Source organism: Massilia sp. LXY-5, from assembly GCF_059801075.1.
On record NZ_JBNNEH010000002.1, the window covers coordinates 560,131 to 575,146 of the forward strand.

General features: G+C 61.8%; 15 protein-coding genes and 1 tRNA gene. All 16 read left to right on the forward strand.

Going from position 1 to position 15,016, the window contains the following annotated elements; translation table 11 throughout:
- Positions 1–22 precede the first annotated feature (22 nt).
- Positions 23–769: a triose-phosphate isomerase gene (gene tpiA, locus ACI48I_RS06040; RefSeq protein WP_498573622.1), complete on the forward strand. Its 747-nt coding sequence runs from the start codon at positions 23–25 to the stop codon at positions 767–769.
- Positions 770–839: 70 nt separating this feature from the next.
- Positions 840–1,307, forward strand: coding sequence for a preprotein translocase subunit SecG (gene secG / locus ACI48I_RS06045; protein WP_498573623.1), 468 nt, complete (start codon positions 840–842; stop codon positions 1,305–1,307).
- 249 nt (positions 1,308–1,556) lie between these two features.
- A tRNA-Leu gene (locus ACI48I_RS06050) sits at positions 1,557–1,641 on the forward strand.
- Positions 1,642–1,883: 242 nt separating this feature from the next.
- Complete coding sequence (locus ACI48I_RS06055) at positions 1,884–2,243, forward strand: NADH-quinone oxidoreductase subunit A (RefSeq protein ID WP_193688989.1); 360 nt, start codon at positions 1,884–1,886, stop codon at positions 2,241–2,243.
- A 3-nt stretch (positions 2,244–2,246) separates the two neighbouring features.
- Complete coding sequence (locus ACI48I_RS06060) at positions 2,247–2,726, forward strand: NuoB/complex I 20 kDa subunit family protein (RefSeq protein WP_056333529.1); 480 nt, start codon at positions 2,247–2,249, stop codon at positions 2,724–2,726.
- A 16-nt stretch (positions 2,727–2,742) separates the two neighbouring features.
- A complete protein-coding gene (locus ACI48I_RS06065; RefSeq protein ID WP_193685043.1) occupies positions 2,743–3,336 on the forward strand; it encodes an NADH-quinone oxidoreductase subunit C in 594 nt (197 codons plus the stop codon).
- Positions 3,336–4,589, forward strand: a complete 1,254-nt coding sequence (locus ACI48I_RS06070; protein WP_193685044.1) for an NADH-quinone oxidoreductase subunit D — start codon at positions 3,336–3,338, stop codon at positions 4,587–4,589. The genes ACI48I_RS06065 and ACI48I_RS06070 overlap by 1 nt, the downstream gene beginning before the upstream one ends.
- Before the next feature lie 20 nt (positions 4,590–4,609).
- A complete protein-coding gene (gene nuoE / locus ACI48I_RS06075; RefSeq protein WP_193685045.1) occupies positions 4,610–5,098 on the forward strand; it encodes an NADH-quinone oxidoreductase subunit NuoE in 489 nt (162 codons plus the stop codon).
- A complete protein-coding gene (gene nuoF / locus ACI48I_RS06080; protein WP_193685046.1) occupies positions 5,095–6,390 on the forward strand; it encodes an NADH-quinone oxidoreductase subunit NuoF in 1,296 nt (431 codons plus the stop codon). The genes nuoE and nuoF overlap by 4 nt, the downstream gene beginning before the upstream one ends.
- Before the next feature lie 21 nt (positions 6,391–6,411).
- Positions 6,412–8,748, forward strand: a complete 2,337-nt coding sequence (gene nuoG, locus ACI48I_RS06085; RefSeq protein ID WP_498573624.1) for an NADH-quinone oxidoreductase subunit NuoG — start codon at positions 6,412–6,414, stop codon at positions 8,746–8,748.
- The gene (gene nuoH / locus ACI48I_RS06090) at positions 8,748–9,833 is read left to right on the forward strand and encodes an NADH-quinone oxidoreductase subunit NuoH (RefSeq protein ID WP_498573625.1); all 1,086 of its coding nucleotides are present in this window, start codon (positions 8,748–8,750) and stop codon (positions 9,831–9,833) included. The genes nuoG and nuoH overlap by 1 nt, the downstream gene beginning before the upstream one ends.
- 14 nt (positions 9,834–9,847) lie before the next feature.
- The gene (gene nuoI / locus ACI48I_RS06095) at positions 9,848–10,336 is read left to right on the forward strand and encodes an NADH-quinone oxidoreductase subunit NuoI (RefSeq protein WP_193685049.1); all 489 of its coding nucleotides are present in this window, start codon (positions 9,848–9,850) and stop codon (positions 10,334–10,336) included.
- 21 nt (positions 10,337–10,357) lie between these two features.
- The gene (locus tag ACI48I_RS06100) at positions 10,358–11,023 is read left to right on the forward strand and encodes an NADH-quinone oxidoreductase subunit J (RefSeq protein ID WP_498573626.1); all 666 of its coding nucleotides are present in this window, start codon (positions 10,358–10,360) and stop codon (positions 11,021–11,023) included.
- A complete protein-coding gene (gene nuoK, locus ACI48I_RS06105; protein ID WP_056333562.1) occupies positions 11,020–11,328 on the forward strand; it encodes an NADH-quinone oxidoreductase subunit NuoK in 309 nt (102 codons plus the stop codon). Before ACI48I_RS06100 ends, nuoK begins: the two co-directional genes overlap by 4 nt.
- A 36-nt stretch (positions 11,329–11,364) precedes the next feature.
- Entirely contained in the window at positions 11,365–13,476 is a 2,112-nt protein-coding gene (gene nuoL, locus ACI48I_RS06110) for an NADH-quinone oxidoreductase subunit L (protein WP_498573627.1), read from the forward strand.
- Between the two features lie 22 nt (positions 13,477–13,498).
- The gene (locus tag ACI48I_RS06115; protein ID WP_498573628.1) at positions 13,499–15,001 is read left to right on the forward strand and encodes an NADH-quinone oxidoreductase subunit M; all 1,503 of its coding nucleotides are present in this window, start codon (positions 13,499–13,501) and stop codon (positions 14,999–15,001) included.
- The last annotated feature ends 15 nt before the right edge of the window (positions 15,002–15,016 follow it).

Consider the following 15,016-nt stretch of genomic DNA (forward strand, 5'->3'; position numbering starts at 1 on the left):
GGTTATTTGACTGTGGGGTAATATGCGTCCCAAACTCGTCGTAGGTAACTGGAAGATGAACGGCAGCCGCGCGAATAACGCGACGCTGCTCGCTGGAATTGTCGAGGGACTCGGCAACGGCAAGGCAAACGCCGCCGTCTGCGTGCCCGCACCGTATCTGCAGCAATGCGCCGATACGCTCGCCGGCAGCAAGCTGGCCTGGGGTGCGCAGGATGTGTCGATCCACGCCAGCGGTGCCTACACGGGTGAAGTCGCCGCCTCGATGCTGGTCGATTTCGCCTGCCGCTATGTGATCGTCGGCCACTCGGAACGCCGCGCCTACCACGGCGAAACGGACCAGCACGTGGCGCAGAAGGCGCTGGCGGCACTGAACGCCGGCCTGACCCCGATCGTGTGCGTGGGCGAGACGCTCGCGCAGCGCGAAGCGGAACAGACGAATGCAGTGGTCGGCAAGCAGTTGTCGGCCGTGCTGGAACTGCTGGACGGCGATGCCGTGGAGCGGATCGTGGTTGCCTACGAACCGGTCTGGGCGATCGGCACGGGCAAGACGGCAACGCCGGCGATGGCGCAGGAAGTGCATGCGCAACTGCGCGGCCAGCTGCGCGAGCGCAGCGCGGGTGCAGCGGAGAAGGTCGCGATCCTGTACGGCGGCAGCATGAAGCCGGACAATGCGCAGGAATTGATGTCGCAGGCCGATATCGATGGCGGCCTGATCGGTGGTGCGGCGCTGAAGGCGGCGGACTTCCTCGCCATCATCGATGCAGCGTAAAAGCGGCAGCATAAGCGACGACGTAGAAATTCAGAATTTGCAACGTAGTTAAACTTGGAATGGAACTGTAATGAACGTGTTGTTCAATCTTGTGGTTGTCGTGCAGGTCATCTCGGCGCTGGCCATCATCGGCCTGGTGCTGCTGCAGCACGGTAAGGGCGCCGACATGGGCGCCGCCTTCGGTTCCGGCGCATCGGGCAGCCTGTTCGGCGCCAGCGGTTCGTCGAACTTCCTGTCGAAATCGACCGCGGTGGCCGCAGCCATCTTCTTCGCCGCGACCCTGTCGCTGGCCTACATGGGCAACAACCGTACGCCTGGCGCAGTGCCAAGCGGCGGCGTGATGGAGCGCATGGCGGCACCGGCCAAGGGTGTGCCGGCAACGACGACGCCACCGGCCGATGCGCCTGCGCCGACCGCGGGTGTTCCTGCCGCGCCGACGGCCGACGTGCCGCCGGGTCCTGCCGAGACCGTGCCTGCCACCGTATCGCCGGCACCGGCCCCGCAGCCGACCCCGGCTGCTCCGGCAACGCAGAAGTAATCGTCGTTTCGTTTGTTTGCGCGAGCGGGCTCTTCGAGTCGCTTGCGCGGGCGGTCGCAAGATCGTCGTTCCCTTGAACTGCCCCAGCCGCGCCGCGACCTCGGCGCTGGTCTGGATCTTGAACTGCTTTCGCCCCGCCTTTCGACAGGCTAGTGAAAGAAAGTTTGAGAAATTCCCTGTTTTTTCTTGCGATGCATCAATTTGAGCATTGAAAAAAGGTGCTAAAGCAGGGTAGAATACTGGTCTCCAGCCGACGTGGTGAAATTGGTAGACACGCTATCTTGAGGGGGTAGTGGCGCAAGCTGTGCGAGTTCGAGTCTCGCCGTCGGCACCAAGATACAGAAAAAGCCAGCAAGGGCAAACGAGCAATTGCTCTCATGCCTGAGCTGGCTTTTTTACGAGGATCAGTCGTACGGTCCTGGTGGCAGGCTAAGTCCTTGGCCGGAAATGCATGTGAGTTTTGCCAGCCAAAAACACATTTATTTACGGGCAAGTGCTTTACAGCCAGGATTGCGCGATACGGCGCTGCAGGCATGCAGTGGTTTCATTAACGCGATCGTTCAAATAGGCTCCATCGTGAACCTCGAAAATTACTTCCCCGTTCTTCTCTTCATCCTGATCGGCGTCGGTGTCGGCGTTGCTCCCCAGGTGCTCGGCTATCTGCTCGGGCCACAGCGCCCTGACGCTGCCAAGCTCTCCCCATATGAATGCGGCTTCGAAGCCTTCGAAGACGCGCGCATGAAATTCGACGTCCGGTACTATCTGGTCGCGATTCTCTTTATTTTGTTTGATCTGGAAACGGCATTTTTCTTCCCATGGGGCGTCTCCATGCGTGAACTGGGCTGGGCCGGCTTCGTCACGATGATGGTGTTTATCGCCGAATTCATCGTCGGCTTCTGGTACATCTGGAAGAAAGGTGCCCTTGATTGGGAATAAGCCATGGCTATTCATGAAGGCGTTCTAAACGAAGGTTTCATTACCACCACAGCCGATAAGCTGATCAACTGGGCACGCACCGGGTCGATGTTCCCGATGACGTTCGGCCTGGCCTGCTGCGCGGTCGAGATGATGCATGTGGGCGCAGCCCGCTATGACCTCGACCGCTTCGGCATTGTGTTCCGTCCATCGCCGCGCCAGTCCGACGTGATGATCGTCGCCGGCACGCTGTGCAACAAGATGGCGCCGGCGCTGCGCAAGGTCTATGACCAGATGGCCGAGCCGCGCTGGGTCATTTCGATGGGTTCCTGCGCCAACGGCGGCGGCTACTACCACTACTCGTACTCGGTGGTGCGCGGCTGCGACCGCATCGTGCCGGTCGACGTCTACGTGCCGGGCTGCCCGCCGACGGCTGAAGCTCTGCTGTACGGAATCATGCAGCTGCAGAACAAGATCAAGCGCACCAACACCATCGCGCGTTAACACTGCCGGATTCACCATGACGACAAAACTCGAAGTCCTCCAGCTCGCCCTGGAAAAAGCACTGGGCGAGGGCGCCGCCATTTCGGCCGCGCTCGGCGAAGTGACCGTGGTGGTCAAGGCCGCCGACTACATCAAGGCGATGCAGACCCTGCGCGACGATCCGACCCTCGCATTCGAAGAAATGATCGACCTCTGCGGCGTCGATTATTCCCAGTATGGCGAAGGCACGTATGACGGCCCGCGCTATGCAGTCACTACCCACCTGCTGTCGCTGGCGAACAACTGGCGCGTGCGCGTGCGCGTGTTCTGCCCTGACGACGAAATGCCGATCGTGGAATCGATTACCCCGATCTGGCGTGCCGCCAACTGGTACGAGCGCGAAGCCTTCGACCTGTTCGGCATCCTGTTCGACGGTCACGGCGACCTGCGCCGCATCCTGACCGACTACGGCTTCATCGGCCACCCGTTCCGCAAGGACTTCCCGATTTCGGGCTATGTCGAAATGCGCTACGACCCCGAGCAGAAGCGCGTGATCTACCAACCCGTGACGATCGAGCCGCGTGAAAACATTCCGCGCGTGATCCGCGAAGAAACCTACGGGATGAAATAATGGCTGAGCTTAAGAATTACACCCTGAACTTTGGTCCACAGCACCCGGCAGCGCACGGCGTGCTGCGCCTGGTGCTGGAACTCGACGGCGAAGTGATCCAGCGCGCCGACCCGCACATCGGCCTGCTGCACCGCGGCACCGAGAAGCTGGCCGAGACCCGCACCTACCTGCAGTCGGTTCCGTACATGGACCGCCTCGACTACGTGTCGATGATGTGCAACGAGCACGGCTACGTCCTCGCCGTCGAAAAGCTGCTCGGCGTCGAAGCGCCGATCCGTGCGCAATACATCCGCGTCATGTTCGACGAGATCACGCGCCTGCTGAACCACCTGATGTGGCTGGGCGCGCACGCGCTCGACATCGGTGCGATGGGTCCTTTCCTGTACGCCTTCCGCGACCGTGAAGACCTGTTCGACGTTTACGAGGCGGTGTCGGGCGCGCGCATGCACGCGGCCTACTACCGCCCGGGCGGCGTGTATCGCGACCTGCCGGACTTCATGCCGAAGCACAAGGAATCGATCATCCGCTCGAAGAAGGCGATCGACGCGCTGAACGAAGACCGCCAGGGTTCGGTGCTCGATTTCATCGAGTCGTTTACCAAGCGTTTCGACGGCTATGTCGACGAATACGAAACCCTGCTGACCGACAACCGTATCTGGAAACAGCGTACGGTCGGCATCGGCGTCGTCTCGCCGGAAGATGCGAAGGCGATGGGCTTCACCGGCGCCATGCTGCGCGGTTCGGGCGTGGCCTGGGACCTGCGCAAGACGCAGCCTTATGCCGTCTACGACAAGCTCGACTTCGATATCCCGGTCGGCACCAACGGCGACTCCTACGACCGCTACCTGGTCCGCATGGAAGAGATGCGCCAGTCGAACCGCATCATCAAGCAGTGCATTACCTGGCTGCGCGCGAACCAGGGTCCGGTGATGATCGACAACCACAAGATCGTCCCGCCTGCGCGCGAAGAGATGAAGTCGAACATGGAATCGCTGATCCACCACTTCAAGCTGTTCACCGAAGGCTTCCACGTCCCGCCGGGCGAGGCCTATGCCGCGGTCGAGCACCCGAAGGGCGAGTTCGGCATTTATATCGTTTCCGACGGCGCCAACAAGCCGTACCGCCTGAAGATCCGCACGCCCGACTATGCACACCTGCAGAGCCTGGACGAGATGGCACGCGGACACATGATCGCCGACGCCGTCACGATCATCGGTACCCAAGACATCGTTTTCGGCTCCATTGACCGATAAGTCCACAAGGCAGAAAGATTATGTTGTTATCCGAGCAGTGCTATAAAAAAATCGATCGCGAGTTGGCCAAGTACCCGGCCGACCAGCGCCAGTCGGCCGTGATGGCCGCGCTGGCCCACGCCCAGGTCGAACTGGGCTGGCTGTCGCCCGACACCATGCAGGAAGTCGCCGATTACATCGGCATGCCGGCCATCGCCGTGCAGGAAGTGGCGACCTTCTACAACATGTACAACACCCGCCCGGTCGGCAAGCACAAGATCACCGTATGCACCAACCTGCCGTGCGCGCTGTCCGGTGGCGAGCGCGCCGCGCACCACCTGATGCAAAAACTCGGCGTCGAGTTCCGCGGCACCACCGAAGACGGCCAGTTCACCGTGCTGGAAGGCGAGTGCATGGGCGCCTGCGGCGACGCGCCGGTCATGCTGGTGAATAACCACCGCATGTGCTCGTTCATGAGCAACGAGAAAATCGACGCCCTGGTGGATGAACTGAAGGAAGCGAAGCAATGACCAGCCTGCACGACCGTCACATCAATCCGCTGATCCTGAAGGATCTGAACGGCGAAAACTGGCATCTCGAAGACTACGTCAAGCGCGGCGGCTATTCCGCACTGCGCCGTATCCTCGAGGGCGGCATTACGCAAGAGCAGGTCATCGCCGACCTGAAGGCCTCGGGCCTGCGCGGCCGCGGCGGCGCCGGTTTTCCGACCGGCCTGAAGTGGAGCTTCATGCCGCGCCAGTTCCCTGGCCAGAAATACCTCGTCTGCAACACCGACGAAGGCGAGCCGGGCACGTTCAAGGACCGCGACATCATCCGCTACAACCCGCATGCGCTGATCGAAGGCATGGCCATCGGCGCCTACGCGATGGGCATCACCGTGGGCTACAACTACATCCACGGCGAGATCTTCCAGGAATACCTGCGCTTCGAGGAAGCGCTGGAAGAGGCGCGTGCCGCCGGCTTCCTGGGCGACAAGATCATGGGCAGCGAATTCAACTTCCAGCTGCATGCGGCCCACGGCTACGGCGCCTACATCTGCGGCGAAGAAACCGCATTGCTCGAGTCGCTCGAAGGTAAAAAGGGTCAGCCGCGCTTCAAGCCGCCTTTCCCGGCGTCGTTCGGCCTGTACGGCAAGCCGACCACGATCAACAACACCGAGACCTTCGCGGCCGTGCCGTTCATCATGAACGTCGGCCCCGAGAACTACATGGGCATGGGCAAGCCGAACAACGGCGGCACCAAGATCTTCTCGATCTCGGGCGACGTCGAGCGTCCGGGCAACTACGAGATCCCGCTGGGCACCCCGTTCGCCAAACTCCTCGAGCTGGCCGGCGGTATGCGCGGCGGCAAGAAGATCAAGGCCGTGATTCCAGGCGGTTCGTCGGCACCGGTGATCCGTGGCGAAGTCATGATGGAAACGGACATGGACTACGACTCGATCGCGAAAGCGGGATCGATGCTGGGTTCGGGCGCCGTCATCGTCATGGACGAAACGCGCTGCATGGTCAAGTCGCTGCTGCGCCTGTCCTACTTCTACTACGAAGAATCCTGCGGCCAGTGCACGCCTTGCCGTGAAGGCACGGGCTGGCTGTACCGCATGGTCCACCGCATCGAAAACGGCCAGGGCCGCCCGGAAGACATCGAGCTGCTCAACAATGTCGCGTTCAACATCAAGGGCCGCACCATCTGCGCACTCGGCGAAGCCGCCGCGATGCCGGTGGAAGCCATGATCAAGAACTTCCGTGAGGAATTCATTCATCACATCGAGCACAAGCAATGCTTGGTGCCCGCATACCTTTAAGCCAGGTCAGGTAACGATCAAATGGTTGAAATTGAATTAGACGGCAAAAAAGTCGAAGTCGCACCAGGTTCCATGGTGATGGACGCCGCAAACAAACTCGGGACCTATATCCCGCACTTCTGCTATCACAAGAAATTGTCGATCGCAGCGAACTGCCGCATGTGCCTCGTGGAAGTCGAGAAGGCACCGAAGCCGATGCCTGCCTGCGCCACGCCTGTGTCGCCGGGCATGATCGTGCGCACCCACAGCGACAAGGCTGTGGCGGCGCAGAAGTCGGTGATGGAATTCCTCCTGATTAACCACCCGCTCGATTGCCCGATCTGCGACCAGGGCGGCGAGTGCCAGCTGCAGGACCTGGCTGTCGGTTACGGCAAGGGCGAGTCGCGCTACAACGAAGAAAAGCGCGTCGTGACCCCGAAAGAGGCCGGCCCGCTGATCTCGATGGAAGAGATGAGCCGCTGCATCCAGTGCACCCGTTGCGTGCGTTTCGGCCAGGAAGTGGCCGGCGTCATGGAATTCGGCATGCTGGGCCGCGGCGAGCACTCGGAAATCACGACCTTCGTCGGCAAGACCGTCGACTCTGAAGTGTCGGGCAACATGATTGACCTGTGCCCGGTCGGCGCACTGACCTCGAAGCCTTTCCGTTATTCCGCACGTCCGTGGGAGCTGCAGCGCCGCAAGTCGGTCTCGCCGCACGATTCGCTCGGTACCAACCTGATCGTCCAGGTCAAGGGCGGCAAAGTCATGCGCGTGCTGCCGCTGGAAAACGAGAACATCAACGAATGCTGGCTGTCGGACAAGGACCGCTTCTCGTATGAAGCCCTGGACAATGCCGACCGCCTGATCAATCCGATGATCAAGCAGGGCGGGCAGTGGCAGGAAACCGACTGGCAGACGGCGCTGGAATACGTGGCCCATGGCCTGCGCAACATTCGCCACGAGCACGGTGCGGACAGCATCGCGGCCGTTGCGACCGCGCACTCGACCGTCGAAGAACTGTTCCTGCTGAACAAAGCCATGCGCGGCTTCGGCGTGAATGCCGTCGACTTCCGCCTGCGCCAGAGCGATTTCGCCCTGGACGGTTCCGTCACCCCATGGCTGGGCATGCCGATCGCCGAGCTGTCGACCCTGAAGCGCGCCTTCGTCATCGGTTCCTTCCTGCGCAAGGACCACCCGCTGGTCGCGACCCGCCTGCGTACCGCCGTCAAGGCCGGCGCCAAGCTGTCGATCCTGCATGGTTCGGACGAGGACAACCTGATCCCGACCGCAAATAAGCTGATCGCCGCGCCGACCGACTGGCTGGCCGTGCTGTCGGAGGTCGTGGCCGCCGTTGCCGCCGCCAAGAACGTCGCGGCGCCAAGCGGCTTCGAGAACGTACAGGCAGGCGACGTGGCGAAAGCCATCGCCGCTTCGCTGGTTGCCATCGACGGCGACCTGCCGGGCGCCGTGCTGCTGGGTAACGCCGCATCGCACCACCCGCAGGCATCGCAGATCCACGCGGCTGCGCAGTGGATCGCCAATGCCGTCGGCGCCAAATTCGGCTCCTTCGTCGAGGCGGCGAACACGGTCGGCGGCTACCTGGTGGGCGCCACCAGCAATGTCGACCTGTTCAGCGTACCGAAGAAAGCTTATGTATTGCTTAACGCCGAGCCGGAACTGGACGCTGCGAATCCGCAGCAGGCAGTCGCCGCATTGGCCGGTGCCGAGATGGTCGTCGCCATGTCGCCGTTCAAGCATGGCATGGACTACGCCGACGTGCTGCTGCCGATCTCGCCGTTCAGCGAGACCGCCGGTACCTTCGTGAACTGCGAAGGCCGTGCACAGAGCTTCAACGGCACCGTGAAACCGCTGGGCGAGACCCGTCCGGCCTGGAAAGTGCTGCGCGTGCTGGGCAACCTGCTCGGCCTGCAAGGTTTTGACTACGACACCGCCGAATCGATCCGCGACGAAGCGCTGGGCAAGGGTGTGACCGATCTGTCGGGCAAGCTGAACAACGTGGCCAAGCTGGCCCCGTCGGCGGCTTCGCGCTCGGAAGAGTCGGGTTCGCTCCAGCGCCTGGCCGACGTGCCGATCTATTTCGCCGACGCCATCGCGCGCCGTTCGGAACCGCTGCTGCGTACGGCCGACGGCCAGCAGCCGCTGGCTCGCCTGCCGAAGGCGCTGGCTGAAAAGCTGGGCGTGGTCGCCGGCGACGTCGTCAAGGTCACGCAAGGCAATGGCAGCGCGCTGCTGGTCGCCGACATCGACGCCCGCCTGCCGGGGAACGTCGTGCGTGTCGCCGCCGCGCATCCGGCCACCGCTAGTCTCGGCGCGATGTTCGGCGCCATCACCGTTGAAAAAGCAGGGGAGGGCAAGTAATGGCAACGCCCGGTTTTATCGATAATTTCTACACGCTCGGCGCGACCAGCCCGATCGCACCAGTCTGGCCTGTCATCTGGACCGTGATCAAGATCCTGTGCGTGCTGCTGCCGCTGATGGGCCTGGTCGCTTACGCCACCCTGTGGGAACGTAAGCTGATCGGCTGGATCCAGATCCGCGTCGGTCCGAACCGCGTGGGTCCCCTGGGCCTGCTGCAGCCGATCGCCGATGCCTTGAAGCTGCTGCTCAAGGAGATCGTGATCCCTGCGAAAGCCACCACCAAGCTGTTCGTGCTGGGCCCGATCATGACGATCATGCCGGCGCTGGCCGCCTGGTCGGTCGTGCCTTTCGGCCCGGACGCCGCGCTGGCCAACGTCAACGCAGGCCTGCTGCTGCTGCTGGCGATCACCTCGATCGAAGTCTACGGCATCATCATCGCCGGCTGGTCTTCGAACTCGAAGTACTCGTTCATGGGCGCCATGCGCGCCTCGGCCCAGATGATTTCGTATGAAATCCCGATGGGTTTCGTGATGGTCGTGGTGCTGATGGTCTCGGGCAGCCTGAATTTCTCGGACATCGTCGCCGGCCAGGCCGTCGGCATGGCTGCGAGTCACGGCCTGAACCTGTTCTCGTGGAACTGGCTGCCGCTGCTGCCGCTGTTCGTCATCTATTTCGTCTCGGGCCTGGCCGAATGCAACCGCCATCCGTTCGACGTGGTGGAAGGCGAGTCGGAGATCGTCGCCGGCCACATGGTCGAGTACTCGGGCATGTCCTACGCGATGTTCATGCTGGCCGAATACGCCAACATGATCCTGATCGCGACCCTGGCATCGATCATGTTCCTGGGCGGCTGGCACGCACCGTTCGCGATCCTGGAATTCGGCGGCGCCTTCGGCGGCTTCTTCTGGCTGTTCGTGAAGATGTTCCTGCTGGTCTCGATGATGGTCTGGGTCCGCGGCACCTTCCCGCGTTACCGCTATGACCAGATCATGCGCCTGGGCTGGAAAGTCTTCATTCCAATCACGCTGGTCTGGCTGGTGCTCGTCGCCGGCGTCATGCAGACGTCCTGGAATATCTGGAAGTAAGGAAGCGCATTCAAATGAACCGAATTAAAGAAATCCTCGGCAGCCTGATGCTGTCCGAACTGTTCAAGGGTCTGGCCCTGACGGGCAAGTACGCCCTGTCGCGCAAGATCACGGTGCAGTATCCGGAAGAAAAGACGCCGATGTCGAACCGCTTCCGCGGCCTGCACGCGCTGCGCCGCTACCCGAACGGGGAAGAGCGCTGCATCGCCTGCAAACTGTGCGAAGCGGTGTGCCCGGCCATGGCCATCACGATCGAGTCGGCGCAGCGCGAAGACGGCACCCGCCGTACCACGCGCTACGACATCGACCTGACCAAGTGCATCTTCTGCGGCTTCTGCGAAGAGTCCTGCCCGGTCGACTCGATCGTCGAGACCCACGTGCTGGAATACCACGGCGAAAAGCGCGGCGATCTCTATTACACCAAAGAGATGCTGCTGGCCGTGGGCGACCGTTACGAAGCCGACATCGCTGCCGCCCGCGCGGCCGACGCCAAGTACCGTTAACAAGAAAAGGTACCCTCAGTCATGCAATTCACAACTGTGTTGTTCTACGTCTTTGCGGCCGTAATGGTGCTGTCCGCGCTGCGCGTCATCACCGCGAAGAACCCGGTGCACGCCGCGCTGTTCCTCGTGCTCGCCTTCTTCAACGCCGCCGGCATCTGGCTGCTGCTGAAGGCCGAGTTCCTCGCCATCGTGCTGGTGCTGGTCTATGTCGGCGCCGTCATGGTGCTGTTCCTGTTCGTCGTCATGATGCTCGACATTAATATCGACCGCATGCGCGAAGGCTTCCTCGGCTACCTGCCGCTGGCCTTGCTGATCGGCGCCGTGGTCGTCATCGAAATGGCGCTGGTGCTGTGGAACGGCTACAGCGGCTTTACCCAGACGCCGGAAGCGGCCGCGCTGAACATCGGCGGCACGAAAGAGCTGGGTCGCCTGATCTACACCAAATACATCTACGGCTTCGAGATCGCCGCCGTGATCCTGCTGGTGGGTATCATCGCCGCCGTCTCGCTGACCCTGCGCAAGCGCAAGGACAGCAAGGCCATCGACCCGGGCGCCGCCGTGCGCGTCCAGCGTAACGACCGCCTGCGCATCGTCAAGATGGAGTCGGTGAACCAGCGCGCCATCGACGAGGCATCCGTTGCAGCCGCGGCTGCAGCCTCGGCGCAGAACAAGGAGCAGAACTCGTGACTTTATCGCTCGCACACTACCTGGTCCTGGGCGCGATCCTGTTCGCGATCTCGATCGTCGGTATCTTCCTGAACCGGAAGAACATCATCATCCTGCTGATGGCCATCGAACTGATGCTGCTGGCGGTGAACCTGAACTTCATCGCCTTCTCGCATTACCTCGGTGATGCGGCGGGCCAGATCTTCGTGTTCTTCATTTTGACCGTCGCGGCCGCCGAATCGGCGATCGGCCTGGCGATCCTGGTGGTCCTGTTCCGTAACCTGGACACGATCAATGTGGAAGACCTCGACAGCCTCAAGGGCTGATCGGTCTCGGCTAAACAATAACGATTAAGGTTCAACATGGCGGGGCAACTCTCTTCCTCACTCTTACTTGCGGTGCCGCTGGCGCCGCTGGCAGGATCGGCAATCGCCGGCCTGCTGGGTACCAAGTTTTTGGGTAACGTGGTCGGACGCAAGGTGTCGCATACGGCGACCATCCTGGGCGTGGCGATCGCACTGGTCATCTCCGTGATGACGCTGATGGCAGTACTGGACGGCGCCACCTTCAACCAGGATATCTACACCTGGATGCAGGTCGGCACCATCAAACTGGCGGTCGGCTTCCAGATCGACGCGCTGTCGGCAATGATGATGTGCGTGGTGACCTCGGTCTCCCTGATGGTGCACATCTACACGATCGGCTACATGGCGGAAGACGACGGCTACAACCGCTTCTTCTCGTACATCTCGCTGTTCACCTTCGCGATGCTGATGCTGGTCATGTCGAACAACTTCCTGCAGCTGTTCTTCGGCTGGGAAGCGGTGGGCCTGGTGTCGTATCTGCTGATCGGCTTCTGGTACACCCGTCCGACCGCGATCTTCGCCAACATGAAGGCCTTCCTGGTCAACCGCGTCGGCGACTTCGGCTTCATCCTCGGTATCGGCCTGCTGCTGGCCGCCTCGGGCACGATGCACTACGGCGAAACCTTCGCGCAAGCGGACAAGCTGGTCGCCATGACCGTGCCCGGCATCGGCTGGCCGCTGCTGACCGCCGCCTGCATCTGCCTGTTCATCGGCGCGATGGGCAAGTCGGCGCAGTTCCCGCTGCACGTCTGGCTGCCTGACTCGATGGAAGGCCCGACCCCGATCTCGGCACTGATCCACGCCGCGACGATGGTTACCGCCGGCATCTTCATGGTGGCGCGCATGTCGCCGCTGTTCGAGCTGTCGGACGGCGCACTCTCGTTCGTCATCGTCATCGGCGCCATCACCGCGCTGTTCATGGGCTTCCTGGGCATCATCCAGAACGACATCAAGCGCGTGGTCGCTTATTCCACGCTGTCGCAGCTGGGCTACATGACCGTGGCCCTGGGCGCCTCGGCCTACTCGGTCGCCGTGTTCCACCTGATGACCCACGCATTCTTCAAGGCACTGCTGTTCCTGGGCGCCGGTTCGGTCATCATCGGCATGCACCACGACCAGGACATGCGCAACATGGGCGGCCTGCGCAAGTACATGCCGATCACCTGGATCACTTCGCTGCTTGGCTCGCTGGCCCTGATCGGTACCCCGTTCTTCGCCGGTTTCTATTCAAAGGACTCGATCATCGAAGCGGTGCACGCGTCGAACATCCCGGGTGCGCACTTCGCCTACTTCGCCGTGCTGGCTGGCGTCTTCGTCACCGCCTTCTACTCCTTCCGCATGTACTTCCTGGTGTTCCACGGGGAAGAGCGTTTCGGCAAGGCGCATGCTCACGACCATCATGACCACCATGCACACGATGCGCACGCCCATGACAAGCATGGCCATGGCATCGAAGATCCGCTGGCTGGCCACGATTCGGAGCCGCAGCACGAGGAAGACCACGGCCACCACGGCCTGGCCCCGGGCCAGAAGCCGCACGAGTCGCCATGGGTCGTGACCCTGCCGCTGGTGCTGCTGGCGATCCCGTCGGTGATCATCGGTTTCCTGGCCATCGGTCCGATGCTGCATGGCGACTTCTTCAAGGGCGTCATCACGGTCGGCGAAAACCACCCTGCGATGGAAGTCCTGCGTGAAGAATTCCACGGCGCGGTCGGCATGGCCACCCACGGCCTGACCTCGGCTCCGTTCTGGCTGGCCCTGGCCGGCGTGGTCCTGGCCTACTACTGCTACATGGTCAACCCGCGCGTTCCTGCCTGGTTCTACAACAAGTTCAAGTTCCTGCACACGCTGCTGGACAACAAGTACTACATGGACAAGTTCAACCAGGCCGTGTTTGCCGGCGGCGCCCGCGCCGTCGGTACCGGACTGTGGCAGGCAGGCGACCGCGCGCTGATCGATGGCCTGCTGGTCAACGGTTCGGCCAAGCTGGTCGGCTGGTTCTCGCTGATGACCCGCACCTTCCAGACTGGTTACATCTATCACTACGCGTTTGTGATGATCGTCGGCATCATGGCGACCCTGGTGTATTTCTTCCCGTTCTGGCGCTAATCACAGGCAAAGAAAAAGACAAATGATGCAGTCCACGATCTCTACATTTCCTCCTTACCTGAGCCTGGCAATCTGGCTCCCGGTCCTGTTCGGCGTGCTCGTGCTCGCCGTGGGGCGCGACAAGAACCCGGGCTTTGCCCGCATGCTGTCGCTGGTCGGCGCGGTCGTCAGCTTCCTGCCGACGATTCCGCTGATCACGCACTTCGACAATGCCGCCCACGGCATGCAGTTCTATGAAGTCACGCCCTGGATCGGCGCCTTCAACATCTTCTACCGTCTCGGTGTCGACGGCCTGTCGCTGTGGTTCATTCCGCTGACGGCCTTCATCAACATCATCGTCATCGTGGCGGCATGGGAAGTGATCCAGGAACGCGTTTCCCAGTACATGGGTTCCTTCCTGCTGCTGTCGGGCCTGATGATCGGCGTGTTCGCTTCGCTCGACGGCCTGCTGTTCTACTTCTTCTTCGAAGCGACCCTGATCCCGATGTTCATCATCATCGGCGTCTTCGGTGGCCCGAACCGCGTGTACGCGGCGTTTAAATTCTTCCTGTACACGTTCTTCGGCTCGCTGCTGACCCTGGTCGCGATCATCTACCTGTACAACGTCTCGGGCACCTTCGACATCCAGAAATGGCACATGCAGCCGCTGGGCATGAAGGAACAGATCCTGATCTTCATCGCCTTCTTCATGGCCTTCGCCGTGAAGGTGCCGATGTGGCCGGTGCACACCTGGCTGCCGGATGCCCACGTGGAAGCGCCGACCGGCGGTTCCGTCGTGCTGGCCGCGATCATGCTGAAGCTGGGCGCCTACGGTTTCCTGCGTTTTTCGCTGCCGATCACCCCGGACGCCTCGCACTACCTGGCGCCGGTCGTCATCGTGCTGTCGCTGATCGCCGTGATCTACATCGGCCTCGTCGCGCTGGTCCAGAAGGACATGAAGAAACTGGTCGCCTATTCGTCGATCGCCCACATGGGCTTCGTCACCCTCGGCTTCTTCATCTTCAACGAGATGGGCGTGCAGGGCGGCCTGATGCAGTCGATCTCGCACGGCTTCGTGTCGGGCGCGATGTTCCTGTGCATCGGCGTGCTCTACGACCGCATGCACTCGCGTGAAATCGCCGACTACGGCGGGGTCGTCAACACGATGCCGAAGTTCGCCGCCTTTGCCGTGCTGTTCTCGATGGCGAATGCCGGCCTGCCGGCCACCTCGGGCTTCATCGGCGAATTCATGGTCATCCTGGCTTCGGTGCAGTTCAACTTCTGGACCGGCCTGGCATCGGGCACCGCGCTGATCCTGGGCGCCGCCTACTCGCTGTGGATGGTCAAGCGCGTCGTGTTCGGTCCGATCGGCAACAAGCACGTCGCCGAACTGGTCGACCTGAACAAGCGCGAATTCGCGATCCTGGCGGTGCTGGCAATCGCCACGCTGTACATGGGCCTGTATCCGGCGCCGATTGCCGAGACCCTGCAAACTTCGGTGGCCGATCTGCTGCAGCATGTGTCCGTCAGCAAGCTGCCACACTAAATCGAACTCAACGCC

What these genes read in the sequence shown, in the direction of transcription:
- tpiA (WP_498573622.1), top strand. Translation starts at nt 23, where the DNA reads ATGCGTCCCAAACTCGTCGTAGGTAACTGGAAGATGAACGGCAGCCGC.
- secG (WP_498573623.1), top strand. Translation starts at nt 840, where the DNA reads ATGAACGTGTTGTTCAATCTTGTGGTTGTCGTGCAGGTCATCTCGGCG.
- ACI48I_RS06060 (WP_056333529.1), top strand. Translation starts at nt 2,247, where the DNA reads ATGGCTATTCATGAAGGCGTTCTAAACGAAGGTTTCATTACCACCACA.
- ACI48I_RS06065 (WP_193685043.1), top strand. Translation starts at nt 2,743, where the DNA reads ATGACGACAAAACTCGAAGTCCTCCAGCTCGCCCTGGAAAAAGCACTG.
- ACI48I_RS06070 (WP_193685044.1), top strand. Translation starts at nt 3,336, where the DNA reads ATGGCTGAGCTTAAGAATTACACCCTGAACTTTGGTCCACAGCACCCG.
- nuoE (WP_193685045.1), top strand. Translation starts at nt 4,610, where the DNA reads ATGTTGTTATCCGAGCAGTGCTATAAAAAAATCGATCGCGAGTTGGCC.
- nuoF (WP_193685046.1), top strand. Translation starts at nt 5,095, where the DNA reads ATGACCAGCCTGCACGACCGTCACATCAATCCGCTGATCCTGAAGGAT.
- nuoG (WP_498573624.1), top strand. Translation starts at nt 6,412, where the DNA reads ATGGTTGAAATTGAATTAGACGGCAAAAAAGTCGAAGTCGCACCAGGT.
- nuoH (WP_498573625.1), top strand. Translation starts at nt 8,748, where the DNA reads ATGGCAACGCCCGGTTTTATCGATAATTTCTACACGCTCGGCGCGACC.
- nuoI (WP_193685049.1), top strand. Translation starts at nt 9,848, where the DNA reads ATGAACCGAATTAAAGAAATCCTCGGCAGCCTGATGCTGTCCGAACTG.
- ACI48I_RS06100 (WP_498573626.1), top strand. Translation starts at nt 10,358, where the DNA reads ATGCAATTCACAACTGTGTTGTTCTACGTCTTTGCGGCCGTAATGGTG.
- nuoL (WP_498573627.1), top strand. Translation starts at nt 11,365, where the DNA reads ATGGCGGGGCAACTCTCTTCCTCACTCTTACTTGCGGTGCCGCTGGCG.
- ACI48I_RS06115 (WP_498573628.1), top strand. Translation starts at nt 13,499, where the DNA reads ATGATGCAGTCCACGATCTCTACATTTCCTCCTTACCTGAGCCTGGCA.